Below are 25029 nucleotides of genomic sequence, written 5' to 3'. Positions count from 1 at the left end.
TTTAAAGATACCTCAGAGAATCGATTGCCTTTTGGGCCCAATCACCAGCGGTAATGGGAGAAGGCCTTGTTGGCTTCCGCCATGCGGTGGGTGTCTTCGCGCTTCTTCACGGCAGAGCCCTTGCTGTCGGCGGCGTCCATGAGCTCGCCCGCCAGCTTCAGGGCCATGGACTTCTCCCCCCGCTTGCGGGAGGCGTCCACCAGCCAGCGCATGGCCAGGGCGTTCTGGCGCACGGAGCGCACCTCCACCGGCACCTGGTAGGTGGCGCCACCGACACGGCGGGACTTCACCTCCACACGGGGACGCACGTTCTCCAGCGCCTGCTCGAGCACACCCAGACCGTCCCCCTTCTTGGATTCGATCTGGTCGAGGGCACCGTAGATGACCCGTTCGGCCACGGACTTCTTGCCGTCGCGCATCACGGTATTGATGAACTTGGCGAGCATCTCGCTCTTGTACTTGGGATCCGGCAGGATCGTACGCTTGGGAGCTTCGGATCTTCTCGACATGGTCCTATCTCAACGAGCCCTTAGGCCTTCTTGGGGCGCTTGGCGCCGTACTTGGAGCGCGCCTGCTTGCGGTTCTGCACACCCTGGGTATCCAGGCTGCCGCGAACCGTATGATAGCGCACACCCGGGAGGTCCTTGACACGACCGCCACGGATGAGCACCACCGAGTGTTCCTGAAGGTTATGCCCTTCCCCACCGATGTAGCTGGAGACTTCGTAACCGTTGGTCAGGCGCACACGCGCCACCTTACGCAGGGCCGAGTTCGGCTTCTTTGGCGTCGTGGTGTACACACGGGTGCAAACCCCACGCTTCTGCGGGCAGGCTTCCAGTGCCGGCACACTACTCTTTTCACTCGGCCGCTTGCGTGGCTTGCGCACTAACTGGTTGATTGTTGCCATGAAAGCTTTTCTCCTAGCCCAAAAACAACGACAGGCCGGACCCTACCGACCTGTCGAGGGTGCGTTATGTTAGGCAGAGCCGCGGGGCGTGTCAAGTCACGCCCCGCGGCTGCCCCCGGGGAGATCACGGTGGGCGGGCCTTTTTCCGGCCTGCGCCGTGCTCAATTATCGCCGTCGCCCGTGGCCTGCGGCGCCGGACCCTCGTCCTGAGCCGGCGGCGGGGTAATGCTCTCCCCATCCCCCTGCGGCAGGGTGTCGGATTCGGGTTCGGCCTGGGCCGGTTCCGGCATCTCCAGGGTAAGGCCTTGGCCGTGGCGCCGGCGGCGCCGCTCCTTGTGATAGGCCAGTCCGGTGCCGGCGGGGATCAGCCGGCCGACGATGACGTTCTCCTTCAGACCCCGCAGGTCGTCCCGTGCGCCGCGGACCGCGGATTCGGTGAGCACGCGGGTGGTCTCCTGGAAGGAGGCCGCGGAGATGAAGGATTCGGTCACCAGGGAGGCCTTGGTGATCCCCAGCAGCACCCGCTCGTAGAGGGGCGGCTGCTTCTCCGCGCCCAGGCGTTCGATCTCCTCCAGGACCCGGGAGCGGTCCACCTGCTCGCCGGTGAGGAAACGGCCTTCCCCCGGGTGCTGGATATCCACCTTGCGCAGCATCTGGCGGATGATCACCTCGATGTGCTTGTCGTTGATCTTCACGCCCTGCAGGCGGTAGACGTCCTGGATCTCCTGCACCATGTACTCCGCCAGGGCGGTGATCCCCAGCAGGCGCAGGATGTCGTGGGGATTGGGCTCGCCCTCGGCGATCACCTCCCCCTTCTCCACGTGCTCGCCCTCGAACACGCTCACCTGGCGCCATTTGGGGATCAGCTCCTCGTGGCTCTCCCCCGTCTTCTCGTCGGTGATGACCAGGCGCTGCTTGCCCTTGGTGTCCTTGCCGAAGCTCACCGTGCCGGAGCGCTCCGCCAGGATGGCGGGCTCTTTGGGCTTTCTCGCCTCGAACAGGTCCGCCACCCGCGGCAGACCGCCGGTGATGTCGCGGGTCTTGGACGACTCCTGGGGGATGCGGGCGACCACGTCCCCCACCTCCACCGTGGAGCCGTCCTCCAGGTTCACGATGGAGTTGGCGGGCAGGATGTACTGGGCCGGGATGTCCGTACCGGCCAGGCACAGGTCGCGGCCCTGGCCATCCACCAGCTTCACCATGGGGCGCAGGTCCTTGCCGGCGGACCCCCGGGACTTGGGATCGATCACCACCGTGGAACTGAGGCCGGTGACCTCGTCCACCTGCTTGGTGACCGTGACCCCCTCGATGAAGTCGTGCAGACGGATGGTCCCCGCCACCTCGGTGATGATGGGGTGGGTGTGGGGGTCCCAGGTGGCCACTTCCTGGCCGGCCTCGACGCGATTCCCGTCCTCGACCAGGATGACGGCACCGTAGGGCAGCTTGTAGCGCTCGCGTTCACGCCCGGCCTCGTCGATGACGCCGATCTCACCGGAACGGGACACCGCCACCAGGTTGTCCTGCTTGTTCTTCACCGTCTTGATGTTGTGCAGACGGATGGTGCCCTCGGCCTTGACGGTGATGTTGCTGGCGGCCGCGGTCCGGCTGGCGGCGCCGCCGATGTGGAAGGTGCGCATGGTCAGCTGCGTGCCCGGTTCGCCGATGGACTGGGCCGCGATGACCCCCACCGCCTCGCCGATGTTCACCTCGTGGCCACGGGCCAGATCACGGCCATAGCACTTGGCGCAGATGCCGTGGCGGGTCTGGCAGGTGATGGCAGAACGCACCACCACCTCGTCCACGCCGGCCGCCTCCATGGCGTCCACCTTGGCCTCGTCCAGCAAGGTGCCCTTGGGCATGATGACGTCGCCGTTGAGGGCCAGCACGTCCTTGGCGGTGACCCGCCCGAGGACCCGCTCGCGCAGGGGCTCCACCACGTCCCCCCCCTCGATGATGGGCTTCATGACGATGCCCTCTTCCGTACCGCAATCCTCCTCGGTGACCACCAGGTCCTGGGCCACGTCCACCAGGCGACGGGTCAGGTAGCCGGAATTGGCGGTCTTGAGCGCCGTGTCCGCCAGACCCTTACGGGCGCCATGGGTGGAAATGAAGTACTGCAGCACGTTCAGGCCCTCACGGAAGTTCGCCGTGATGGGGGTCTCGATGATGGAGCCGTCCGGCTTGGCCATGAGGCCGCGCATCCCCGCCAGCTGGCGCATCTGGGCGGCGGAACCACGGGCCCCGGAGTCGGCCATCATGAAGATGGAGTTGAACGAGGGCTGGCGCACGGTGTTGCCCTCGGCATCCACCAGCTCATCCGTACCCAGCTTCTCCATCATGGCCTTGGAGATCTGGTCGTTGGTATGGGACCAGATGTCCACCACCTTGTTGTAGCGTTCCCCCTTGGTCACCAGACCCGAGGCGTACTGGTCCTCGATGTCCTTCACCTGCGCCTCGGCGGAGGCGAGGATGCCCGTCTTCTCCTCGGGGATGACCATGTCGTTGATGCCGAAGGAGATGCCGCCGCGGGTGGAATAGCGGAAACCGGTGTACATGAGCTGGTCGGCGAAGACCACCGTCTCCTTCAGACCCACGCGGCGGTAGCAGGTGTTGATGAGGCCGGAGATGGCCTTCTTGTTCAGGTCCCGGTTGACCACCTCGAAGGGCAGGCCGTCGGGCAGGATGCGCGACAGCAGGGATCGGCCCACGGTGGTGTCGTAGCGCTTGAAGGTCTCCACACGCTCGCCGGACTCATCGAAGGTCACCTCGCGGATGCGCACCTGCACCCGGGCGTGGAGTTCGGCCACACCGTTCTCATAGGCCCGGTGCACCTCGTCCACGTCGGCGAAACGCATGCCCTCCCCCTTCACGTTCACCCGCTCGCGGGACATGTAGTACAGCCCCAGCACGATGTCCTGGGAGGGCACGATGATGGGGTCGCCATTGGCCGGGGAGAGGACGTTGTTGGTGGACATCATCAATGCCCGCGCCTCCAGCTGCGCCTCCAGGGACAGGGGCACGTGCACCGCCATCTGGTCGCCGTCGAAGTCCGCGTTGAACGCGGCGCAGACCAGGGGGTGGAGCTGGATGGCCTTGCCCTCGATGAGCACCGGCTCGAAGGCCTGGATCCCCAGGCGGTGCAGCGTGGGGGCCCGGTTGAGCATCACCGGGTGCTCCCGGATGACCTCGTCCAGGATGTCCCAGACCTCGGGCCCTTCCCGTTCCACCAGCTTCTTGGCCGCCTTGATGGTGGTGGCCAGGCCGCGGCGATGGAGCTTGCCGAAGATGAAGGGCTTGAACAGCTCCAGGGCCATCTTCTTGGGCAGGCCGCACTGGTGCAGGCGCAGGGTGGGCCCCACCACGATCACGGAACGGCCGGAGTAGTCCACGCGCTTGCCCAGCAGGTTCTGGCGGAAGCGCCCCTGCTTGCCCTTGATCATGTCCGCCAGGGACTTGAGGGGGCGCTTGTTGGTGCCGGTGATGGCGCGGCCGCGGCGGCCGTTGTCCAGCAGGGCGTCCACGGACTCCTGCAGCATGCGCTTCTCGTTGCGCACGATGATGTCCGGGGCGTTGAGCTCCAGCAGCCGCTTGAGGCGGTTGTTACGGTTGATCACCCGGCGGTAGAGATCGTTCAGGTCGGAGGTGGCGAAACGGCCGCCGTCCAGGGGCACCAGGGGGCGCAGGTCCGGCGGCAGCACCGGCAGCACCTCCAGGATCATCCACTCGGGCTTGTTGCCCGAATCCAGGAAGGATTCGATGATCTTGAGGCGCTTGGCCAGACGCTTCACCTTGGTGTCCGAGTTGGTCTCGCGCACCTCGGTGCGCAGCCGGCTGGCCTCGGCCTGCAGGTCGATGGAACGCAGCAGCTCGTACACCGCCTCGGCACCCATGCGGGCATCGAACTCGTCCCCGTGCTCCTCGATGGCCTCCAGGTACTGCTCGTCGCTCATGAGCTGGCCGCGTTCCAGGGTGGTCATGCCCGGGTCGATGACCACGAAGGCCTCGAAATAGAGGATGCGCTCGATGTCCCGCAGGGTCATGTCCATGAGCAGGCCGATGCGCGAGGGCAGGCTCTTGAGGAACCAGATGTGGGCCACGGGGCTGGCCAGCTCGATATGCCCCATGCGCTCACGGCGCACCTTGGTCTGGGTCACCTCCACGCCGCACTTCTCGCACACCACGCCGCGGTGCTTGAGGCGCTTGTACTTGCCGCACAGGCATTCGTAGTCCTTGATGGGCCCGAAGATCTTGGCGCAGAAGAGCCCGTCCCGCTCCGGCTTGAAGGTGCGGTAGTTGATGGTCTCCGGCTTCTTCACCTCGCCGTAGGACCAGGAACGGATCATCTCCGGCGAAGCCAGGGCGATGCGGATGGCGTCGAATTCCTCCACCTGGCCCTGCTGTCTGAAGAGATTGAGAAGGTCTTTCATCGATTCACCTCGATAGAGTTGGAGCACGCGCTTCCCGGAGGGCGGCGGGGCGTCCATGGGCCCCGCCGCGGGACCTCCCTCAGTCCTGCTCCAGTTCGATATTGATGGCCAGCGAACGGATTTCCTTCATGAGCACATTGAACGACTCGGGGATGTTCGCCTCCATCCGGTGATCGCCGTCGACGATGTTCTTGTACATCTTGTTTCTTCCCTGAACGTCGTCCGACTTGACGGTGAGCATCTCCTGCAGGGTGTAGGCGGCGCCGTAGGCCTCCAGCGCCCAGACCTCCATCTCGCCGAAGCGCTGGCCGCCGAACTGGGCCTTGCCGCCCAGGGGCTGCTGCGTCACCAGGCTGTAGGGCCCCGTGGAGCGGGCATGCATCTTGTCATCCACCAGGTGGTTGAGCTTGAGCATGTGCATGTAGCCCACGGTCACCGGGCGGTCGAAGGCATCGCCGGTACGCCCGTCGTAGAGCCTCGCCTGCCCGCTCTCGGGCAGGTCCGCCAAGCGCAGCATGGCCTTGATCTCCGCTTCCTCGGCCCCGTCGAAGACCGGGGTGGCCATGGGCACCCCCTTGCGCAGGTTCTTCGCCAGTTCCAGCACCTCCTCGTCGCTGAGGCTGGAGAGGTCCTCGCGGCGGGTGCGCTCGTCGTGGTTGTACACCTGATCCAGGAAGCGGCGCAGCTCGTCCACCTCCGCCTTGGCCTCGAGCATGCGCCCGATCTTCAGGCCCAGCCCCTTGGCGGCCCAGCCCAGGTGGGTCTCCAGCACCTGCCCCACGTTCATGCGCGAGGGCACACCCAGGGGGTTGAGGACGATGTCCATGGGGGTGCCGTCCTCGGTGAAGGGCATGTCCTCCACCGGCACGATCATGGAGACCACCCCCTTGTTGCCGTGGCGGCCGGCCATCTTGTCCCCCGGCTGCATGCGGCGTTTCACGGCCACGTAGACCTTGACCATCTTGAGCACCCCCGGGGCCAGGTCATCCCCGGCGGTGAGCTTCTCCTTCTGCTCACGGAAGCGCTTCTCGAAGTCGTCGTGCTGGGCCTTGATCTGGGCGGCCATGAGTTCCAGCTGCTCGTTGACCTCCTCGGAGCGCATGCGGATCTCGAACCACTTCTCCCGGGGCAGTTCCCCCAGGTAGCTGCGGGTGACCTTGGCCCCGTCCTTCAGACCCCCGGGTCCACCGGCGGCCAGCTTACCCACCAGGAGCTTCTCCACGCGGTCGTAGACGTCATCCTCGTAGATGCGCAGCTGATCCTTGAGGTCCTTGCGCACGGACTCCAGGGCCGCCTCCTCGATCTGCAGGGCGCGCTTGTCCTTCTCCACCCCGTCGCGGGTGAAGACGCGCACATCGATGACCGTGCCGTCGATGCCAGAGGGGACGCGCAGGCTGGTGTCCTTCACGTCCGAGGCCTTCTCACCGAAGATGGCGCGCAGCAGCTTCTCCTCGGGGGTGAGCTGGGTCTCGCCCTTGGGGGTGACCTTGCCCACCAGGATATCCCCCGGCTTCACCTCGGCGCCGACGAAGACGATGCCGGACTCGTCCAGCTTGGACAGCAGCCCCTCGGAGACGTTGGGGATGTCGGCGCTGATCTCCTCGGGCCCCAGCTTGGTGTCCCGGGCCACACAGGTGAGTTCCTCGATGTGGATGGAGGTGAAGCGGTCCTCCTGCACCACCCGTTCGGAGATGAGGATGGAGTCCTCGAAGTTGTAGCCGTTCCAGGGCATGAAGGCCACGAGCATGTTTTGCCCCAGGGCCAGTTCCCCCAGGTCGGTGGAGGAGCCGTCCGCCAGCACATCCCCCCGGGCGATGACATCACCCACCCGCACCAGCGGGCTCTGGTTGATACAGGTGTTCTGGTTGGAACGGGTGTACTTGGTGAAGTTGTAGATGTCCACACCCGGTTCACCCGCCTCGGTCTCGTCGTCGTTGACGCGCACCACCACGCGGGCGGCGTCCACCGAGTCCACCACCCCGCCGCGGCGGGCGACGATGGAGGAACCGGAGTCGATGGCCACCGTGCGCTCGATGCCGGTGCCCACCACCGGGGTCTCCGCCCGCAGACAGGGCACGGCCTGGCGCTGCATGTTGGAACCCATGAGGGCGCGGTTGGCGTCGTCATGCTCCAAAAACGGGATCAGCGCCGCGGCCACGGAGACGATCTGCTTGGGCGAGATGTCCATGAACTGGATCTTGTCCGGCGTGGACATGGTGAACTCGTTCTGGAAACGGCAGGACACCAGCTCGTCCGTCAGACGGCCCTCATCGTCCAGGGTGGCGTTGGCCTGGGCGATGACGTAGTTCCCTTCCTCGATGGCGGAGAGGTAGTGGATCTCCTCGGTCACCCGGCCATCCTCCACCCGCCGGTAGGGGGTCTCCAGGAAACCGTAGCGGTTGGTGCGGGCATACACCGCCAGGGAGTTGATGAGGCCGATGTTGGGACCTTCCGGGGTCTCGATGGGGCAGACGCGGCCGTAATGGGTGGGGTGCACGTCGCGCACCTCGAAGCCGGCCCGCTCGCGGGTGAGGCCGCCGGGCCCCAGGGCCGAGATGCGCCGCTTGTGGGTCACCTCGGACAGGGGGTTGTTCTGATCCATGAACTGGGACAGCTGGCTGGAGCCGAAGAACTCCTTCACCGCCGCCGCCACCGGCTTGGCGTTGATGAGCTCCTGGGGCATCAGGCCCTCGCTCTCGGCCACGCTCAGACGCTCCTTCACGGCCCGCTCCACGCGCACCAGGCCGACGCGGAAGACGTTCTCCGCCATCTCCCCGACGCTGCGCACGCGGCGGTTGCCCAGGTGGTCGATGTCGTCCACCTGGCCGTTACCGTTGCGGATATCGATCAGGGTGTGGAGCACGTCCAGGATATCCTGGTTGTCCAGCACGCCCGCACCGGTCTCCTCCTCGCGGCCCACGCGGCGGTTGAACTTCATCCGCCCCACGGGGGAGAGGTCGTAGCGATCCTCGCTAAAGAACAGGTTGCTGAACAGGGTCTCGGCGGCCTCCTTGGTGGGCGGCTCACCGGGACGCATCATGCGATAGATCTCCACCTGCGCCTCCAGCTGCGAGCGCGTGGTGTCGATCTTCAGGGTGTTGGAGATATAGGGTCCGTGGTCCAGTTCGTTGGTGTACAGCACCCGGAACCCCTTTTGCCCACTCTGCCGGATCCGCTCCAGCAGATCGGAGGTGATCTCGTCATTGGGGTTGGCGATCACCTCGCCGCTGTCCTCGTCCACCACTCCGTGGGCCAGGATCTTGCCAAGGACGGCATCATCCGGCACCTCCAGGGAACTGAGCCCCGCCTGCTCCATCTGGCGCACGTGGCGTGCGGTGATGCGCCGGCCGGCCTCCACCAACAGGTCGTCGCCGATGCGGATATCGAAGGATGCGGACTCGCCCCGCAGACGCGCGGGCACCAGCTCCATCTCCAACCCCTCCGAGCGCACCCGGATCTCGGTGGTCTCGAAGAAGGTGTTGAGGATCTCCTCGGTATCCATCCCCAGGGCCCGCAGCAGCACCGTGGCCGGCAGTTTGCGGCGGCGGTCGATGCGCACGAAGATGGCGTCCTTGGGATCGAACTCGAAATCCAGCCAGGACCCCCGGTAGGGGATCACGCGGGCATTGAACAGCAACTTGCCGGAGCTGTGGGTCTTGCCCTTGTCATGATCGAAGAAGACCCCCGGGGAACGGTGCAGCTGGGAGACGATGACCCGCTCCGTACCGTTGACCACGAAGGTGCCGTTCTCGGTCATGAGCGGCAGTTCGCCCATGTAGACCTCCTGCTCCTTGATGTCCTTGACGACACGGGAGCCCGCGGGGGCATCCTTGTCGTAGATCACCAGGCGCAGCAGCACCCGCAGGGGGGCCGAATAGTTCATACCCCGCAGCTGGCACTCCTTGACATCGAAAACCGGGTCACCCAGACGATAGCTGACGTACTGCAACTCCACCGTGCCGGAGTAGCTCACGATGGGGAACACCGACTTGAAGGCGGCGTGCAGACCCACGTCCTCACGCCCACCGTCCTGGGGGTCGCGCATCTGGAGGAACTGCCGGTAGGAATCAATCTGCGTGGCCAACAGATAGGGGACGTCGAGGATCTGGGGCCGTTTGCCGAAATCCTTGCGGATTCGCTTCTTCTCGGTGTAGCTATAAGCCATTGTGATTCCTCACACTAGAATCGACACGCCACTCACAGGAGACAGTGAGCCGGGACAAGCAGAAAGAGGCCGGCGGTGGTCACACCGCCAGCCCCTGGACTGAAAGGACGGGTCCTTCCTGGAACAACCAGTCCAATGCCTTACTTCAGTTCGACACTGGCACCCGCTTCTTCCAGTTCCTTCTTCATCTTCTCGGCTTCTTCCTTGTTGGCCCCTTCCTTGATGGTGGCCGGCGTGCCTTCCACCATATCCTTGGCCTCCTTCAGGCCCAGGCCGGTGAGGCCGCGCACGACCTTGATCACGCCCACCTTGTTGGAGCCGAAGCTGGTCATCACCACGTCGAACTCGTCCTTGGCCTCCTCGGCGGCCTCAGCGGCGCCGCCGGCAGCGGCCGGAGCAGCAGCCACGGCGGCCGCGGCGGAGACACCGAACTTCTCTTCCATGGCGGAGATCAGGTCGACGATCTCCAGGACGGTCATGTTGGAAATGGTTTCCAGGATGTCTTCTTTCGAAACTGCCATTGATCTAACTCCTCAGAGGGTGAAACACCCGATTCGGTTCAATGAATGGGGTCAGGCGGCGGCCTGCTTCTGATCGCGGATGGCGGCCACGGTACGGACCAGCTTGCCGGGCACCTCGTTGACGGTGCGCGCAAACTTGTCCAGCGGGGCCTTCATCGTTGCCATGAGCATGCTGATGGCCTGATCGCGGTTCGGGATGCTGGCCACGCGGTCGAGTTCCGCAGGGCCCAGCAACTGCCCGCTCAGGGACACCATCTTGCACTCAAGCTGCTTGTGGTCTTTGGAGAAGTCCTTCACCAGTCGCGCGGCGGCACCGGGGTCTTCCTGGGAGAAGGCCAGGACCAGCGGCCCCACCATCCCCTCCTGCATGCATTCGAAGTCCGTCCCCTGCACCGCACGGCGGGCCAGGGAGTTCTTCACCACACGCAGGTAGACGCCCGTTTCCCGCGCCTTCTGGCGCAGTTCGGTCATCTCCGCCACGCTCAGTCCACGGTATTCGGCGGCGACCGCCGAATGCGCTTGAGCGGCCACCGCGGCGACCTCAGAGACAATCGCCTTCTTGTCTTCGAGATTCAGTGCCACGGATTACCTACCTCCTGTCTGACGACGGGGCTTGCGCCTCCGCCGCTGAGTGATAAAGTCGGGAGAACGTCCCCCGACCCACTTCACGGCGTACCCTCAGCAGGAAGAACCTGAATCGGGAGACACCGTCTGCGCAGGCGGCCGGGGCCATTAAGCGGCGTCCGGGACGCCGCGCCTGCGGTCTTGGACGGCTGCCGGACACGCCGGCAGTCCCACCCAAATGCAATGAACTGCAATACCTGGCCGTCCGACAGGGACGACGCTCCCCCCGCGCCGCAGTTTCTGCGGCGCGGGGCTCGGGTCCGACTCCGGCGGCCTCAGAGGGAAAGCGACCCCTGATCCACCGCAACCCCGGGCCCCATGGTGGTGGACAGGGTCACCTTCTTCATGTAAATGCCCTTGGCGGCCGAGGGTTTGGCCTTCATCAGGTCACCCAACAGGGCCGCCAGGTTCTCTTCCAGGGCCTGGGGTTCGAAATTCACCTTGCCGATGCTGCAGTGGATGATCCCCCCCTTGTCGGTACGGTAGCGCACCTGACCGGCCTTGGCGTTCTTTACCGCCGTGGCCACATCGGTGGTCACGGTGCCCACCTTGGGGTTGGGCATCAGGCCGCGGGGACCCAGGATCTGACCCAGCTGGCCCACGACGCGCATGGCGTCGGGGCTGGCGATGACCACATCGAAATCCAGGTTGCCGGCCTTCACCTGCTCGGCCAGATCATCCATACCCACGATATCGGCACCGGCTTCCTGTGCGGCGTCGGCATTGGCCCCCTGGGTGAACACGGCCACGCGCACGGACTTGCCGGTGCCGTGGGGCAGCACGGTGGAACCGCGCACCACCTGGTCGGACTTGCGGGGATCTACCCCCAGGTTGACGCTCACGTCCACCGACTCGGAAAACTTGGCCGAGGCGGTCTCCTTGAGCAGGCCGATGGCCTCGTTCAGGGGATAAAGCTTACCGGGCTCCAGCTTCTCGCGGATGGCCCGCATGCGCTTGCTCAGCTTCGCCATCTTACAGACCCTCCACGTCCAGGCCCATGCTGCGGGCACTGCCGGCGACGGTACGCACCGCCGCATCCATATCCGCCGCGGTGAGATCCGGCCACTTGGTGCGGGCGATCTCCTCCACCTGCTCGCGGGTCACCTTGCCCACCTTGGCGGTGTTGGGCGTGGCGGACCCCTTCTGGATGCCTGCGGCCTTGCGCAGCAATACGGAGGCCGGCGGGGTCTTGGTGATGAAGGTGAAACTGCGGTCGGAATAGACGGTGATCACCACGGGAATCGGCAGCCCCGGCTCCATGTCCTGGGTCTGGGCGTTGAACGCCTTGCAGAATTCCATGATGTTCACACCGCGCTGACCCAGCGCGGGGCCCACCGGCGGACTCGGATTGGCCTTGCCGGCCGGGACCTGAAGCTTGATGTAAGCCTCGATCTTCTTTGCCATGGTACAACTCCTGGGTTCGGGTGCGGACGCCTTGCGGCTCCCCGTGGGAAAGACCCGGGCCCCCTGGACGGGACCGCGGTTTCATGCCGTGATGGATCTCAGGTCTTCTCCACCTGATGGAATTCCAGCTCCACGGGCGTGGAACGCCCGAAGATCTGCACCGCCACCAGCAGGCGGTTCTTGTCGTAGTTGACCTCTTCCACCACGCCGTTGAAGTCGTTGAAGGGCCCCTCGATGACCCGCACCACCTCGCCGGGCTCGAAGAGCACCTTGGGACGGGGCTTTTCCGCCCCCTCCTGCATGCGGTTGAGGATGGCCTCGGCCTCCTTCTCGGAGAGGGGGGTGGGCCGGTCCTGGTTGGCACCGATGAAGCCGAGCACCCTGGGCACATCCTTGACCAGATGCCAGGTATCCTCGTCCATCTCCATCTGCACCAGCACGTAGCCCGGGAAGAACTTGCGCTCACTCTTGCGCTTCTGCCCATCCCGCATCTCCACCACCTCTTCGGTGGGGACCAGGATCTCGCCGAACCGGTCTTCCATGCCCATGCGGTGAATGCGCTCATTGAGGGAGCGCTTCACCTGGTTCTCAAAACCGGAATAGGCATGCACGACGTACCAACGCAGGGCCATCTTGACTTCCCAATTCAGCGAATGAATTCGCGGATCGACCACCCCAGGAGCATGTCGATCAGCCACAGGAGGATTGCCACCAGGAGGGTGACGGCCAGCACCACCAGGGTGGTCTGGACCGTCTCGGCCCGGCTCGGCCAGACCATCTTGCGGACCTCGGTGCGGGAATCCCGGAGATAGCCGGCCAAGGCGCGCCCCTTGGCCGTGGTCATGCCGATGGCCACCGCCACAGCGGAGACGGCCACGAGACCTATCGCCCGCAACAGAGTGGACTGATCAGAGAACCAATAGAATGCCACGATGCCCGCCACCAGCATCCCGACGGCCAAGCCCAGCTTGGCGGTGTCGAGGCCGGAACGTTCAACTTCCGTTTTGCCTGCCATGGGATAGGAATCGACCCGGTTGCTTGCGCAACAGACTGCGAGAGATGGCAGGCCAGGAGGGACTCGAACCCCCAACCTGCGGTTTTGGAGACCGCTGCTCTGCCAATTGAGCTACTGGCCTGTAAACTTCAGGTACAGGAGGGAAAGATACAGGATACACCGGGTGGGCGCCAGTGGCGAGTGTCCCGGGTTATCCGGCCGATCCGTCTGCACCGGCCGCGCACCCAAGGTGCGCGGCCTGCCGTACCGTCTTACTCGATGATCTTGGAGACGACGCCGGCGCCGACGGTGCGGCCACCTTCGCGGATGGCGAAGCGCAGACCGTCTTCCATCGCGATGGGGGCGATCAGGGACACCGTCATCTTCACGTTGTCACCCGGCATCACCATCTCCACCCCTTCCGGAAGATCCACCGATCCGGTCACGTCCGTCGTACGGAAGTAGAACTGCGGACGGTAGCCGTTGAAGAACGGGGTGTGACGACCCCCTTCGTCCTTCGACAGCACGTACACCTCCGCCTCGAACTTGGTGTGCGGCGTGATGGAGCCGGGCTTGCACAGCACCTGACCTCGCTCCACCTCGTCCCGCTTCGTGCCACGCAGCAGCACACCCACGTTGTCCCCGGCCTGGCCCTGATCCAGCAGCTTGCGGAACATCTCCACACCGGTCACCGTGGTCTTCTTGGTGTCCGTGATGCCCACAATCTCCACTTCGTCGCCCACCTTGACGATGCCGCGCTCCACGCGGCCGGTCACCACCGTGCCGCGTCCGGAGATGGAGAACACGTCCTCCACCGGCATCAGGAAGGCGCCATCCACCGCACGCTCCGGCTCGGGGATGTAGCTGTCCAGGGCGTCAATCAGCTTCTCGATGGCCGGCACTCCGATCTCGGAGGTGTCCCCTTCCAGGGCCTTCAGCGCCGAACCGGTCACAATCGGGGTGTCGTCCCCGGGGAAGTCGTAGCTGGACAGCAGGTCGCGGACCTCCATCTCCACCAGCTCCAGCAGCTCCGGATCGTCCACCATGTCCGCCTTGTTCAGGAACACCACGATGCTGGGCACACCCACCTGGCGCGCCAGCAGGATGTGTTCCCGCGTCTGCGGCATCGGGCCGTCGGCCGCGGACACCACCAGGATGGCACCGTCCATCTGCGCCGCACCCGTGATCATGTTCTTCACGTAGTCCGCGTGTCCGGGGCAGTCCACGTGGGCGTAGTGACGGTTGTCCGATTCATATTCCACGTGCGCCGTGGCAATGGTGATCCCGCGGGCACGCTCTTCCGGGGCGTTGTCGATCTGGTCGTAGGCCCGGGATTCACCACCGTATCTCTTCGCCTGACACACCGTCAGCGCCGCCGTCAGCGTGGTCTTGCCATGGTCCACGTGACCAATCGTGCCTACGTTCACGTGCGGCTTCTTACGCTCGAATTTTTCCTTCGACATGGTCTAAAGCACCCCGGTTGAAGTTCTTGCTATCCCGCTCGGAACGCTGCGGGACCTGACTGCTGACTGGAATATGGAGCCCATGACCGGACTTGAACCGGTGACCTCTTCCTTACCAAGGAAGTGCTCTACCGACTGAGCTACATGGGCAAAAACCGCGTACCGCCTCCCTGCGACACCATCTCATCTTGTTGGAGCGGGTGATGGGAATCGAACCCACATCATCAGCTTGGAAGGCTGAGGTTCTACCATTGAACTACACCCGCGAAACCCGCCGTGACACCAGGGCGGCCCGAGCGCTTCGCGGCGGCGCCCCGCGCCTGCCGCACCCTCACCCGTCTTGCACTGTATCCGCTGTATGTGGCGGATCCGGAAATCTGGTGGAGGGGGAAGGATTCGAACCTTCGAAGGCTGAGCCAGCAGATTTACAGTCTGCCCCCTTTGACCGCTCGGGAACCCCTCCAGATGCGAAAGGCCAGCATTATTCTCTCACGCGGGGCGCATGTCAACACCCCCAATGGGGCGCCGCTGAATGAAATGATCGCGACACGCCCCTTTGCTAGTATTGCCCAAATACCGGGGCCGCCGAGCGCCTTTCCGCCGGTCCCGCAGGATCACGGCCGCATCCCCGGCCCTCATCACCAGAGGAAAGCCATCCCATGAAGGTCACCATCTACGGCTCCGGCTATGTCGGCCTGGTCACGGGCGCCTGCCTGGCGGAGGTGGGTAATCACGTGCTCTGCGTGGACGTGGACCCGGACAAGATCGACCGGCTCAACCGGGGCGAGGTCCCCATCTACGAGCCGGGTCTGGAGGCCATGGTCACCGAGAACACCCAGGCGGGCCGGCTGGCCTTCACCCTGGACCCCGCCGAAGGGGTGCGCCACGGCCTGTTCCAGTTCATCGCCGTGGGCACCCCCCCGGACGAGGACGGCTCGGCGGATCTGCGCCACGTGCTGGCCGTGGCCCGCACCGTGGCCGAGCACATGGACGAGTACCGCATCGTCGTAAACAAGTCCACCGTGCCGGTGGGCACGGCGGACCGGGTAAGGGAGGCCATCCGCGACATCCTGCAGGGACGCGGGGCGCAGGTGGACTTCGACGTGGTATCCAACCCCGAGTTCCTCAAGGAGGGCGCGGCCCTGGATGACTTCATGAAGCCGGACCGCGTCATCGTGGGCACGGACAACCCGCGCACGGGGGAACTCATGCGCGCCCTCTACGCCCCCTTCACCCGCAACCACGACCGCATGCTGCTCATGGACATCCGCTCCGCGGAACTCACCAAATACGCCGCCAACGCCATGCTGGCCACGAAGATCAGCTTCATGAACGAACTGGCCAACCTGGCGGAACGCCTGGGAGCGGACATCGAGGACGTGCGCCAGGGCATTGGCTCGGATCCGCGCATCGGCTACCACTTCATCTATCCCGGCTGCGGCTATGGCGGCTCCTGCTTCCCCAAGGACGTCAAGGCCCTGGAGCGCACGGCCCGGCAGGCGGGGTTCGAGGCGCGTCTGCTGACCGCAGTAGAGGAGGTGAACGAGCGCCAGAAGGAGCGCCTGTTCCAGAAGCTCCACAGCCACTTTGGCGGCGATCTCAAGGGCCGCACCATCGCCCTGTGGGGCCTGGCCTTCAAGCCCAACACCGACGACATGCGCGAGGCCTCCAGCCGCCGCCTCATGGAGGCCCTGTGGGCCGCCGGGGCCCGGGTGCGCGCCCACGACCCGGTGGCCATGGAGGAATGCACCCACATCTATGGCCACCGGGACGACCTGGTCCTTTGCGACGACCATGAACAGGCCCTGGAGGGGGCGGACGCCCTGGTCATCGTCACCGAGTGGAACGTCTTCCGCAGCCCGGACTTCGAACGCATCCGCAAGGCCCTGAAGCAGCCGGTCATCTTCGACGGCCGCAACCTGTACGAGCCGCGCCACATGGAGGACATGGGCTTCGCCTACTACGCCATCGGCAGGGGGCGCAGGGATTGATCCCCGGCCCCGGGGAGGTCTGATGCCCGCAAAAGGCATCCTGGTCACCGGCGGCGCCGGCTACATCGGCGCCCATGTGGCCCTCATGCTGGCCGAGGCCGGCGAACGCGTGGTGGTCCTGGACGATCTCTCCACCGGCTTCGCCGCGGCGGTCCACCAAGGGGAATTGATCATCGGGGACGTGGCCGATTCCCGTCTGGTGCGCGGCCTGCTCCAGGCCCACGACGTGGACACGGTGATGCACTTCGCGGCCCGCACGGTGGTGCCGGAATCCGTGTCCGACCCCCTCGGCTACTACCACAACAACACCTGCGGCACCCGCAGCCTGCTGCAGTGCTGCGCCCAGGCGGGGGTGAAACATCTCGTCTTCTCCTCCACCGCCGCCGTCTACGGCATCCCGGAAGACGGCCTCGCCCGGGAGGACGGCCCCACGGATCCCATCAACCCCTATGGTCGCTCCAAGCTCATGAGCGAATGGATGCTGCGGGACCTGTCCGCGGCCACATCCCTGCGCCACGTGGCCCTGCGCTACTTCAACGTGGCCGGGTCCGACCCCGAGGGACGCATCGGTCAGTCCACCCGCCAGGCCACCCTGCTGGTGAAGGTGGCCTGCGAGGCCGCCGTGGGCCGGCGCGACCACGTGGCGGTCTTCGGCAACGACTACCCCACCCCCGACGGCACCGGCGTGCGCGACTATATCCATGTCACCGACCTGGCCGCCGCCCACCTGGACGCCCTCAATTACCTGCGTCGCGGCGGCCCTTCGGACACCTTCAACGTGGGCTACGGCCACGGCACCAGCGTACGCCAGGTACTGGATACGGTGCAGCGGCTGAGCGGCCGCCGCCTGGACATCCGGGAACGCCCCCGCCGCCCGGGGGACCCGCCGAGCCTGGTGGCCGCCGCCGAGCGCATCCGCCAGGTGCTCGGCTGGACCCCGCGCCACGACGACCTGGAGACCATCGTGGGCACGGCCCTGGCCTGGGAACGGGATCCCGCCTACTGACCCCCCCATCCCCCCGGGCAAGGGCGGCACGCTGCAATGCCCCAGGCCGCGGATCCGGCTCCGGGCGCATGCGCCGCAACCCCTTGCGCAGCAGATGGGGCAACAGCAGATGCGGCGGCATCCTCAGGGCGTGGCCACGGACATAGAGGGCAAAGCGTGCGGGCCCCGTCAGCAGCGCCCGGCAGGTTTGTGATCCGGGTGCTGACTGCGCACAAATCCGGCATCCGGGGGCGCATTCCGCCCCGATTCGTGGCCCCGGGACCGCCCCGGGGCGGCCTCCAGGCGGGCACGCTCCCGCGCCGCTGCCACCCCCAAAAGCAGGATCAGGTAGAAGAGCATCTCCAGACGGGGGGACCAGAACACCGTACCGAACACCCCCACCCCCAGGACCCCGGCCAGGGAGGCCAGCAGACAGGCATCGGTGACATGCCCCGCCAGGGCGCCCCGCGCCAAATGCCCCAGCCCCGCCACCAGGACGGCGCAGAAGGCCAGCAATCCCAGCCAACCCTGGTCGAACAGGATCTCCAGCCATTGGTTCTCCACCCGCCAGGGCCAGAGGTGATCGCTGGAGAAGTACCAATGGCGCAGCCCCTGGGTGAAATCGCCATTGCGCAGCCATTCCCGCCCGTCGCCGGAGACCAGGCTCACACCCTCCACGCGGATCGGACTCGACGCCGCGGGGGCAGCCAGGGTCAAGACCCAGCCCCGCGCCTCCCGCGGTCCGGGTCGATGCTCGAAACGCCATGTCTGCTCCTCCCCCCTTGAGGCCCCGGCCGGCCACTCCAGCCGGGCGTGGTGACAGTCGAAGCTGTAGCGAATCTTCTTGCGACACACATACACGCCAAGGTCGGCCACTGCGTCGCCCCGGGCCTGAAGGCTGAGGGTATACCCCCCCGGGGGGAGACGCCCCAGGCGCTGATTCATATACAGCGAATCCCCGCCGCCCAGGAGAAGGGCCCCATCCTCCAGGGCGAAATTCCCCGGGAGGCGTCCGGCAGGGTTGCCCGCAGCATAGGCGCCCGGGAAGGCCCCCGGCCCGGCACCGAGCAGCGCCGGTACCACACCCGGCGGGCGTAGATCCAGGGCCAGGCGCCAATGCGCCATGCGCCGCTCAAAGTCCGCCTCCACCCGATCCATACGCTCCCCCACATGCCCCCCCGCAACCCAGGGCAGGGCCACCCCACCCACCAGCAGGGGCAGCACCAGCGTCAGGGGTAGAAGTCCCCGCTGCCGCGAGGCCGCGGCGGCAGCGATCATTCCGGTCAAGACCACGCCCGCCGCCACGGCCAGGCCCAGGTATCCCCCCCGGGAGTAGGTCACGGCCAGGGCATAGATCCCGACAACAAGCAGTACGGCGGCGGCCAGGACCACTGCCGCCGAACGCCGTCGCCAGACCCAAAGCAATACCCAGGGCAAGGCCATCACCAGGAAGGTCTCGATGCTGGGACCGCCCACGTGCATGTCGGTGAAATTGCCAGTGACCCGATAGCCGCTATCGAAATCCAGCAACCCCGGATAGGCCCAGCGCTCATGGAGCACCGTCCCCAGTCCCACGGCCAGGGACAGCACCATGCCCGGGAGGAGGCGATGGCTCAACAGCCAGCCCGGTGAACGCACCACCCCACGCGTCAGAATGAATAAGAGCAGCGCCCAGAACAGACCCTTGACCACCCGCAGCCCATGATAGGGATGGGTGTACCGGACCCAGGTATCGGCCTCCACCGGGGGCGGCGGCATCAGGGCCAGCCACAGGCTCACCGCCGTGGACAGGGCCAGGGCCACCAGGGCCCAGCCCAGCATCGGGGGCAGCCAAGGGGGACCCGCCCTACCCCGCCAGCGCAGGCAAAGCACGGCGGCGGTGGCCAGCAGGAACAGATCCAGTTCATCCAGATACCGCCATCCCGTCCACAGGGACAGATCCAGAAGCGGGACCAGGGGCGGGATCAGCAGCCAGGCACTATCCGGTCGGTACCACAGCACCACCCCATAGACGGCGGTGCCCACCGCCAACCACCCAGGAGCGACGGGCCAGAGCAGCGCCAGGGCCAGGGTCACCACGGCCAGCAGCACCCCGGGGATCATCCACGGGGACGGCCCCACCATATCTTCCATGACCCTCTCCCCGGAGACCGCGCCCCTCCCTCCACAGGGCATCCCCCGCCCCTCCCAGCTGGACCCTCGTCCCGGGGCCGCCCCATTCTTCGATGGATCCCCGCAGCGGTGGCCGGAGCGGGGGACGGTGCCGGTGGCATCGGGCACGAAACCGGGAAAGGCCAGGGCAGCGCCCCGGGATGGGGCCGCCGCCACGGTCACCGGCCCGGAACTCCCCTCCACCACACCCCGCAGCCAGGCGCAGACCCCCCAGGCCAGACCGGCCGCAACGGCGGCGATGAAAGGCCCGGCCGGGTCGGGACGCAGCCCCTCCAGAAAGAGCTTGCCCGTCTCCAACAGCAGCGCCAATGCGAAGGCCCAGGAGACCGCGAGGGCCGTTCCGGCGCGGGGCACCCGGCCGCTGCCCCAGCACCAGAGCCAGATGGCCGCGCCCAGGGGGGCATAGAGGGCCAGATGCAGGAACACGCTGGAGATGGCCGCCGCCTCGGACACATGGTAATGGTAGTAACCGGGCAGGAGGCGCAGGTGCGCCAGCTTCTCCGCCACCGCCGGCTCCGGGGAAAAACCCTGGCCCCCCAGATTCAACAGGATCAGGAGCAGCAGATAGGGGATTGCTGCCAGGCTCAGCGACGGCCTCATCCAGGGGCGCATCCTCTCCGGCCGCAGACCCCCGCGGCCCTGGAAGAGGGCCGCACCGGCCGCCACGCCCATCCCCCGGAAAAGGACCGAGGCCCCCTCGGCCACCCCGTTCACGGTGAGGAACTGGGCCAGTTCCAGCAGCAGCCCCAATCCCAAACCGAAGAGCATCGCCCCGGCAACCCAAGCCATTCCCGCCCGCCGCCTCCCCGCCCCCATGGCCAGGAGCACCCCAAGCGGCAGGGTGAACAGCACCTCCAAAAGACGCAGCAGCAGCCAGCGCAAATCATCCACCCCACCGCCGGCGCGCCAGCCCCCCCAGCCGTCCCCGGAGAGCTTGGCCGCCACCTCCGTCCAGGAGAGCATGAAGTCCAGGGGCAGCAGGGCCAGCATCAGATAGAGCACGGCATAGAGGACCAGCCCCGTACGTAAGGCCTGGGAGCCCCCCCTGCGCAGCCGCTGCAGCAGAAGGCCGCCCCGGCGTCCTGCCAGCCCGTGCCAGGCCAACACCCCCAGCAACGCCCCCAGGGCGTTGCCGCTCATATCCAGCAGCGAGGGCTCCCGATCCGGGATCCAGAAATGCAGGAACTCCACCGTGGCCGTGGTGAGTGCCCCCAGGGCAACCACCGAAAGACCCACCCCCCAGGCGGCCACCCGTCCACGCACCCCCGCCTGCAGCCAGCCGTTCCAGAAGAACCCCAGGGGCAGGAACATGAGCACATTGGCCACCCACTGCTGGCGATCCGCCGCCTGCATGCCACCGGGACGCAAGGCGGTGAAATGCCGCCAGCCCTCGGCCAGGCCATGATCCTCGAACTCGAAGGGCAGCAGAGTGAGGTAGAGCACCCCCGCCAGGGACAACCAGGCCGCCAGCGCCCAGCGGGACGTCTGCGACCGGGGCATCAGGGATTCAGATCCGCCTGCCGCATGAGGTCACGCACATGGTTCCCCGGGATGGCGTAGCTGATCCCGCTGGGCCGATCCAGGGCCCGCTCCCGGCCCTCCTTGACGAAGACCATGTTCAGCACGCCGACGACCCTGGGGTCCCCGGGGCGGAAGAGCGGGCCGCCGCTGTTGCCGGGATAGGCGGTGAGGTCCAGCTGGAAGACATCGAAGGGATCCCGCAGCCGCCGGATCACCGCCGGATCCAGGTTCTGCGTGGAGTGCATGGGCAGGGCGATGGGGGTGATGGCGGAGACGATCCCCACGTGGGTGGCCGGCACCAGACCCAGGACCGCGCCGATGGGAAACCCCGTAAGGGCGACTTCGTCCCCCGGCCGCAGGCCGCCGGAATCACCGATGCCCAGCGCCGGCAGCGGCCTGCCCTCGATGCGCAGCAGGGCCAGATCCCGGCGTTCATCCAGGGCCACCCGCCGGGCCGGGCGCATCTCCACCCCCTTTCCACCCCGCCCCGGCACGAACACCGCCAGGTGTTCGCGGTTCTCCGTGTCCAGGATCGGGGGGATGACATGATGGTTGGTGACCACATGACGCCCGTCCCCCACGACGAACCCGCTCCCGCGCAGATCGGCCCGGGGGCTGCGGGTGGCCTGCCAGGTCCCCACCCCGAGCACCGAAGGCGTCACCTCCTCCACCGTGTCCGCCAATCCGTCGGCCCCCAAGGTCCCCGGCCACACCGTCCACAAAAGGCACAGGCAACCGGCCAGGAACCACCGATACCCCATCATCGAGCTATACCACATCGTCCCTCTCCCTATGCTTGGCGGAGACCTGACGGACCGCGCCCGCCCTGGAAAGGAATCTAGCACCAACCCGCCAACGGCGGGCAACCGGATCCCAATTCGCGCCCGCACTGCTAAGATCGGAACCGGCATCCGCGACATGCGGCGGCCGACCGCAGCCTATCCCGACCCGGGGGCCTGACATGCATGCCAGCCATCTCCTGCACCACCTGCCATTCCATCGGGCGGAGCAAACGCCAGAGGCCCCCGCCGTCTGCCACGGCGAACGGCACCTGGATTATGCCGGCCTCGCAGCGGCCATCCGGGGTTTTGCCGCCGCCCTGCAGGCCCTGGACCTGGAACGGGGGGAACGGGTGGCGGTGTACCTGGAGAAGCGCCTGGAGACGGTGACCGCCCTCTTTGGCACCAGCGCCGCCGGCGGGGCCTTCGTACCGGTGAACCCCGTGCTCAAGGCACAGCAGGTGGGCTACATCCTGCGCCACTGCAACGTGCGCGTACTGGTCACCTCCACGGCCCGGCTCACGGCCCTGAAGGACACCCTGGAACACTGCCACGACCTGCGCCATATCCTCCTCGTGGACGCCTCCCCCGAGGAGGCGGCGCCCACCGGTACCGCCGACTGCCACGCCTGGTCCCAACTCCCCACGGAGGCGCCCGGCCCGGCGCCTCGGGTGATCGACACGGATATGGCGGCCATCCTCTATACCTCGGGCAGCACCGGCGGCCCCAAGGGGGTGGTGCTCTCCCATCGCAACCTGGTCATGGGGGCCCAGAGCGTGGCCCAGTATCTGGAGAACCGCCCCGAGGACACCCTGCTGGCCGCCCTGCCCCTGTCCTTCGACGCCGGCTTCTCCCAGCTCACCACCGCCTTCGCCAGCGGGGCCCGGGTGGTCCTGCTCAACCACCTCCTGCCCCGGGACGTGCTCAAGGCCATGGAACGGGAACGGGTCACCGGCCTGACCGCGGTGCCGCCCCTGTGGATCCAGTTGGCCGCGTTGGAATGGCCCCAGGGCATCCGCGACCACCTGCGCTACATCGCCAACACCGGCGGGCACATGCCCCGGGAGACCCTGCAGCGCCTGCGCCGAATCCTGCCCCGCACCCGGCCCTACCTCATGTACGGCCTCACCGAGGCCTTCCGCGCCACCTACCTGCCCCCGGAGGAGGTGGACCGGCGTGCGGACTCCATCGGCAAGGCCATCCCCAACGCCGAGGTGCTGGTGCTGCGGGAGGACGGTAGCCCCTGCGCCCCCCATGAACCCGGCGAACTGGTGCAGCGCGGCGCCCTGGTGGCCCAGGGCTACTGGAACGATCCGGAGCGCACCGCACGACACTTCCGTCCCCTGCCGTCCACGACCCCCGGACGTCCCGGGGGCCTGGTGCTGCCGGAGATGGCCGTGTTCTCCGGGGACACCGTGCGCCGCGACGAGGAGGGCTATCTCTACTTCATCGGCCGCCGTGACGAGATGATCAAGACCTCCGGCTACCGGGTCAGCCCCACGGAGGTGGAGGAGATCCTCTATGCCACCCAAAAGGTGGGGGAATGCGTGGCCTTCGGCGTGCCCCACCCCACCCTGGGGCAAGCCATCGTCGCGGTGGTCACCGCGCGCGACGGGGAGGAGATGGACACCGAGGTCCTGATGACGGAATGCCGCAGCCGCATGCCCGCCTACATGGTCCCCGCCGAGATCCACGTGCATACAGGCCCCCTGCCGCGCAACCCCAACGGCAAACTGGACCGCAATACCCTGGCCGCGAGGTACTCCCGTGAATGACACCACCGCCCCTGTCCACGCCCCCGTCGAGGGCTTCCCCCACCAGGACGGGGAACTGCTCATCGGCGGCCTGCCCCTCTCCCGCCTGGCGGCGCGGGTGGGGCAGACCCCCTTCTACGCCTATGACCGGGCCCTCATCACCCGCCGGGTGGAACGGCTGCGGGCCCATCTGCCCGAGGGGGTGCGGCTGCACTACGCCGTCAAGGCCAATCCCATGCCCGCCCTGGTGGCCCACCTGGCCAGCCGGGTGGACGGCCTGGACGTGGCCTCCTCCGGCGAGCTGAAGACCGCCCTGGACACCGGCGCCGATCCCGCCGAGATCAGCTTCGCCGGCCCCGGCAAACGGGCAGAGGAACTGCACCAGGCCGTGGCTGCGGGCATCCTGGTGAACCTGGAATCCTTCCGCGAGGTGCCGTTCCTGGCCCGCGCCTCCCGGGACCTGGGGCTCCCCGCCCGGGTAGCGGTGCGGGTCAACCCCGACTTCGAGCTCAAGAGCTCCGGCATGAAGATGGGGGGCGGTCCCAAGCCCTTCGGCGTGGATGCCGAAGAGGTCCCGGAACTGCTGCGGGCCATCGGCAAGGCCGGCCTGGCCTTCGAGGGCTTCCACCTCTTCGCCGGCTCCCAGAACCTGCGCGCCGAGGCCATCATCGAGGCCCAGCGCCAGTGCTTTGACCTGGCCCTGCGCCTGGCGGAACACGCCCCGGCCCCGGTACGCAGCCTGAACCTGGGCGGGGGCTTTGGCATCCCCTATTTCCCGGGGGAAAGGCCCCTGGATCCGGCACCCATTGGCGAACATCTGGCGGCGCTTGTGACGCGCGCGGCCCGGGATCTCCCCGAGGCCCGGCTGATCCTGGAACTGGGCCGCTACCTGGTGGGGGAGGCGGGGGTCTATGTCTGCCGCGTCCTGGATCGCAAGACCTCCCGGGGGCATCCCTTCCTGGTGACGGACGGCGGCCTGCACCACCACCTGGCCGCCTCCGGCAACTTCGGCCAGATCATCCGCAAGAACTATCCGGTGGTCATCGGCAACCGCATGGACGTGGCCGAGCGGGAGACCGCCTCGGTGGTGGGGCCCCTGTGCACCCCCCTGGACCTGCTGGCCGACCGCCTGGCGCTGCCCCCTGCCGCCCCCGGCGACCTGGTGGTGATCCACCAGTCCGGCGCCTACGGCCACAGCGCCAGCCCCGAGCGCTTCCTCGGCCATCCCCCCGCCCTGGAGGTGCTGGTGTAAATACCCGGGTGTTGCACTCGGTTGAAACTCCCCTCAGTATTAGCGGTCCCTGATACACCCACCCCGATCC

Annotated in this window: 17 protein-coding genes and 4 tRNA genes; 4 read left to right on the top strand and 17 right to left on the bottom strand. The window is 66.8% G+C overall.

What is annotated here, in order from left to right; translation table 11 throughout:
• Positions 1-41: 41 nt before the first annotated feature.
• The 15 genes from rpsG to BM214_RS07480 form a co-directional block, all read right to left on the bottom strand.
• A complete protein-coding gene (gene rpsG / locus BM214_RS07550; RefSeq protein ID WP_090485106.1) occupies positions 42-509 on the bottom strand; it encodes a 30S ribosomal protein S7 in 468 nt (155 codons plus the stop codon).
• Positions 510-529: 20 nt separating this feature from the next.
• Positions 530-907, bottom strand: coding sequence for a 30S ribosomal protein S12 (gene rpsL / locus BM214_RS07545; protein ID WP_090485104.1), 378 nt, complete (start codon positions 905-907; stop codon positions 530-532).
• 161 nt (positions 908-1068) lie between these two features.
• Positions 1069-5334, bottom strand: coding sequence for a DNA-directed RNA polymerase subunit beta' (gene rpoC / locus BM214_RS07540; protein ID WP_090485102.1), 4266 nt, complete (start codon positions 5332-5334; stop codon positions 1069-1071).
• 79 nt (positions 5335-5413) lie between these two features.
• Positions 5414-9499, bottom strand: a complete 4086-nt coding sequence (gene rpoB / locus BM214_RS07535) for a DNA-directed RNA polymerase subunit beta (RefSeq protein WP_090485100.1) — start codon at positions 9497-9499, stop codon at positions 5414-5416.
• A 140-nt stretch (positions 9500-9639) separates the two neighbouring features.
• Positions 9640-10020, bottom strand: a complete 381-nt coding sequence (gene rplL / locus BM214_RS07530; RefSeq protein ID WP_090485098.1) for a 50S ribosomal protein L7/L12 — start codon at positions 10018-10020, stop codon at positions 9640-9642.
• Between the two features lie 51 nt (positions 10021-10071).
• On the bottom strand, positions 10072-10596 hold the full coding sequence (rplJ, locus tag BM214_RS07525) for a 50S ribosomal protein L10 (protein WP_218149043.1): 525 nt from the start codon (positions 10594-10596) through the stop codon (positions 10072-10074).
• Between the two features lie 323 nt (positions 10597-10919).
• The gene (rplA, locus tag BM214_RS07520; RefSeq protein WP_090485094.1) at positions 10920-11615 is read right to left on the bottom strand and encodes a 50S ribosomal protein L1; all 696 of its coding nucleotides are present in this window, start codon (positions 11613-11615) and stop codon (positions 10920-10922) included.
• 1 nt (position 11616) lies between these two features.
• Positions 11617-12048 (bottom strand): 50S ribosomal protein L11, encoded by a 432-nt coding sequence (gene rplK / locus BM214_RS07515; protein ID WP_090485092.1) that lies wholly within the window; start codon positions 12046-12048, stop codon positions 11617-11619.
• Between the two features lie 98 nt (positions 12049-12146).
• Positions 12147-12680: a transcription termination/antitermination protein NusG gene (nusG, locus tag BM214_RS07510; protein WP_090485090.1), complete on the bottom strand. Its 534-nt coding sequence runs from the start codon at positions 12678-12680 to the stop codon at positions 12147-12149.
• A 14-nt stretch (positions 12681-12694) separates the two neighbouring features.
• Positions 12695-13063 carry a preprotein translocase subunit SecE gene (secE, locus tag BM214_RS07505; RefSeq protein WP_090485088.1) on the bottom strand — a complete coding sequence of 123 codons (369 nt, stop codon included), beginning with the start codon at positions 13061-13063 and terminating at the stop codon, positions 12695-12697.
• Positions 13064-13108: 45 nt separating this feature from the next.
• Positions 13109-13184 (bottom strand) — tRNA-Trp (locus tag BM214_RS07500).
• A 130-nt stretch (positions 13185-13314) separates the two neighbouring features.
• Entirely contained in the window at positions 13315-14505 is a 1191-nt protein-coding gene (tuf, locus tag BM214_RS07495; protein ID WP_090485086.1) for an elongation factor Tu, read from the bottom strand.
• Positions 14506-14579: 74 nt separating this feature from the next.
• Positions 14580-14655 (bottom strand) — tRNA-Thr (locus tag BM214_RS07490).
• A gap of 42 nt (positions 14656-14697) precedes the next feature.
• Positions 14698-14771: transfer RNA gene (locus BM214_RS07485), tRNA-Gly, on the bottom strand.
• 112 nt (positions 14772-14883) lie between these two features.
• A tRNA-Tyr gene (locus BM214_RS07480) sits at positions 14884-14968 on the bottom strand.
• A 196-nt stretch (positions 14969-15164) separates the two neighbouring features.
• On the opposite strand from BM214_RS07480, the gene BM214_RS07475 reads away from it, so the two are divergent.
• The gene (locus tag BM214_RS07475; RefSeq protein WP_090485084.1) at positions 15165-16496 is read left to right on the top strand and encodes a UDP-glucose dehydrogenase family protein; all 1332 of its coding nucleotides are present in this window, start codon (positions 15165-15167) and stop codon (positions 16494-16496) included.
• Positions 16497-16518: 22 nt separating this feature from the next.
• Positions 16519-17502 carry a UDP-glucose 4-epimerase GalE gene (gene galE, locus BM214_RS07470; RefSeq protein WP_090485082.1) on the top strand — a complete coding sequence of 328 codons (984 nt, stop codon included), beginning with the start codon at positions 16519-16521 and terminating at the stop codon, positions 17500-17502.
• A gap of 168 nt (positions 17503-17670) precedes the next feature.
• Here galE and BM214_RS07465 read toward each other — a convergent pair whose 3' ends face one another.
• Together BM214_RS07465 and BM214_RS07460 are read right to left on the bottom strand one after the other, a co-directional pair.
• Positions 17671-21153 (bottom strand): VanZ family protein, encoded by a 3483-nt coding sequence (locus tag BM214_RS07465; protein WP_090485080.1) that lies wholly within the window; start codon positions 21151-21153, stop codon positions 17671-17673.
• A complete protein-coding gene (locus BM214_RS07460; protein ID WP_218149040.1) occupies positions 21153-21953 on the bottom strand; it encodes a S1C family serine protease in 801 nt (266 codons plus the stop codon). Before BM214_RS07460 ends, BM214_RS07465 begins: the two co-directional genes overlap by 1 nt.
• Before the next feature lie 182 nt (positions 21954-22135).
• On the opposite strand from BM214_RS07460, the gene BM214_RS07455 reads away from it, so the two are divergent.
• Complete coding sequence (locus BM214_RS07455; protein WP_090485078.1) at positions 22136-23728, top strand: acyl-CoA ligase (AMP-forming), exosortase A system-associated; 1593 nt, start codon at positions 22136-22138, stop codon at positions 23726-23728.
• Entirely contained in the window at positions 23721-24959 is a 1239-nt protein-coding gene (locus BM214_RS07450) for a pyridoxal-dependent decarboxylase, exosortase A system-associated (protein WP_090485076.1), read from the top strand. Before BM214_RS07455 ends, BM214_RS07450 begins: the two co-directional genes overlap by 8 nt.
• Positions 24960-25029 lie beyond the last annotated feature (70 nt).

The sequence above is a fragment of the Ectothiorhodospira mobilis genome (assembly GCF_900114895.1).
Classification (GTDB): Bacteria; Pseudomonadota; Gammaproteobacteria; order Ectothiorhodospirales; family Ectothiorhodospiraceae; genus Ectothiorhodospira; species Ectothiorhodospira mobilis_A.
The sequence above is the reverse complement of the archived record's forward strand: the minus strand, read 5'-3'. Positions and strand labels throughout refer to the sequence as shown.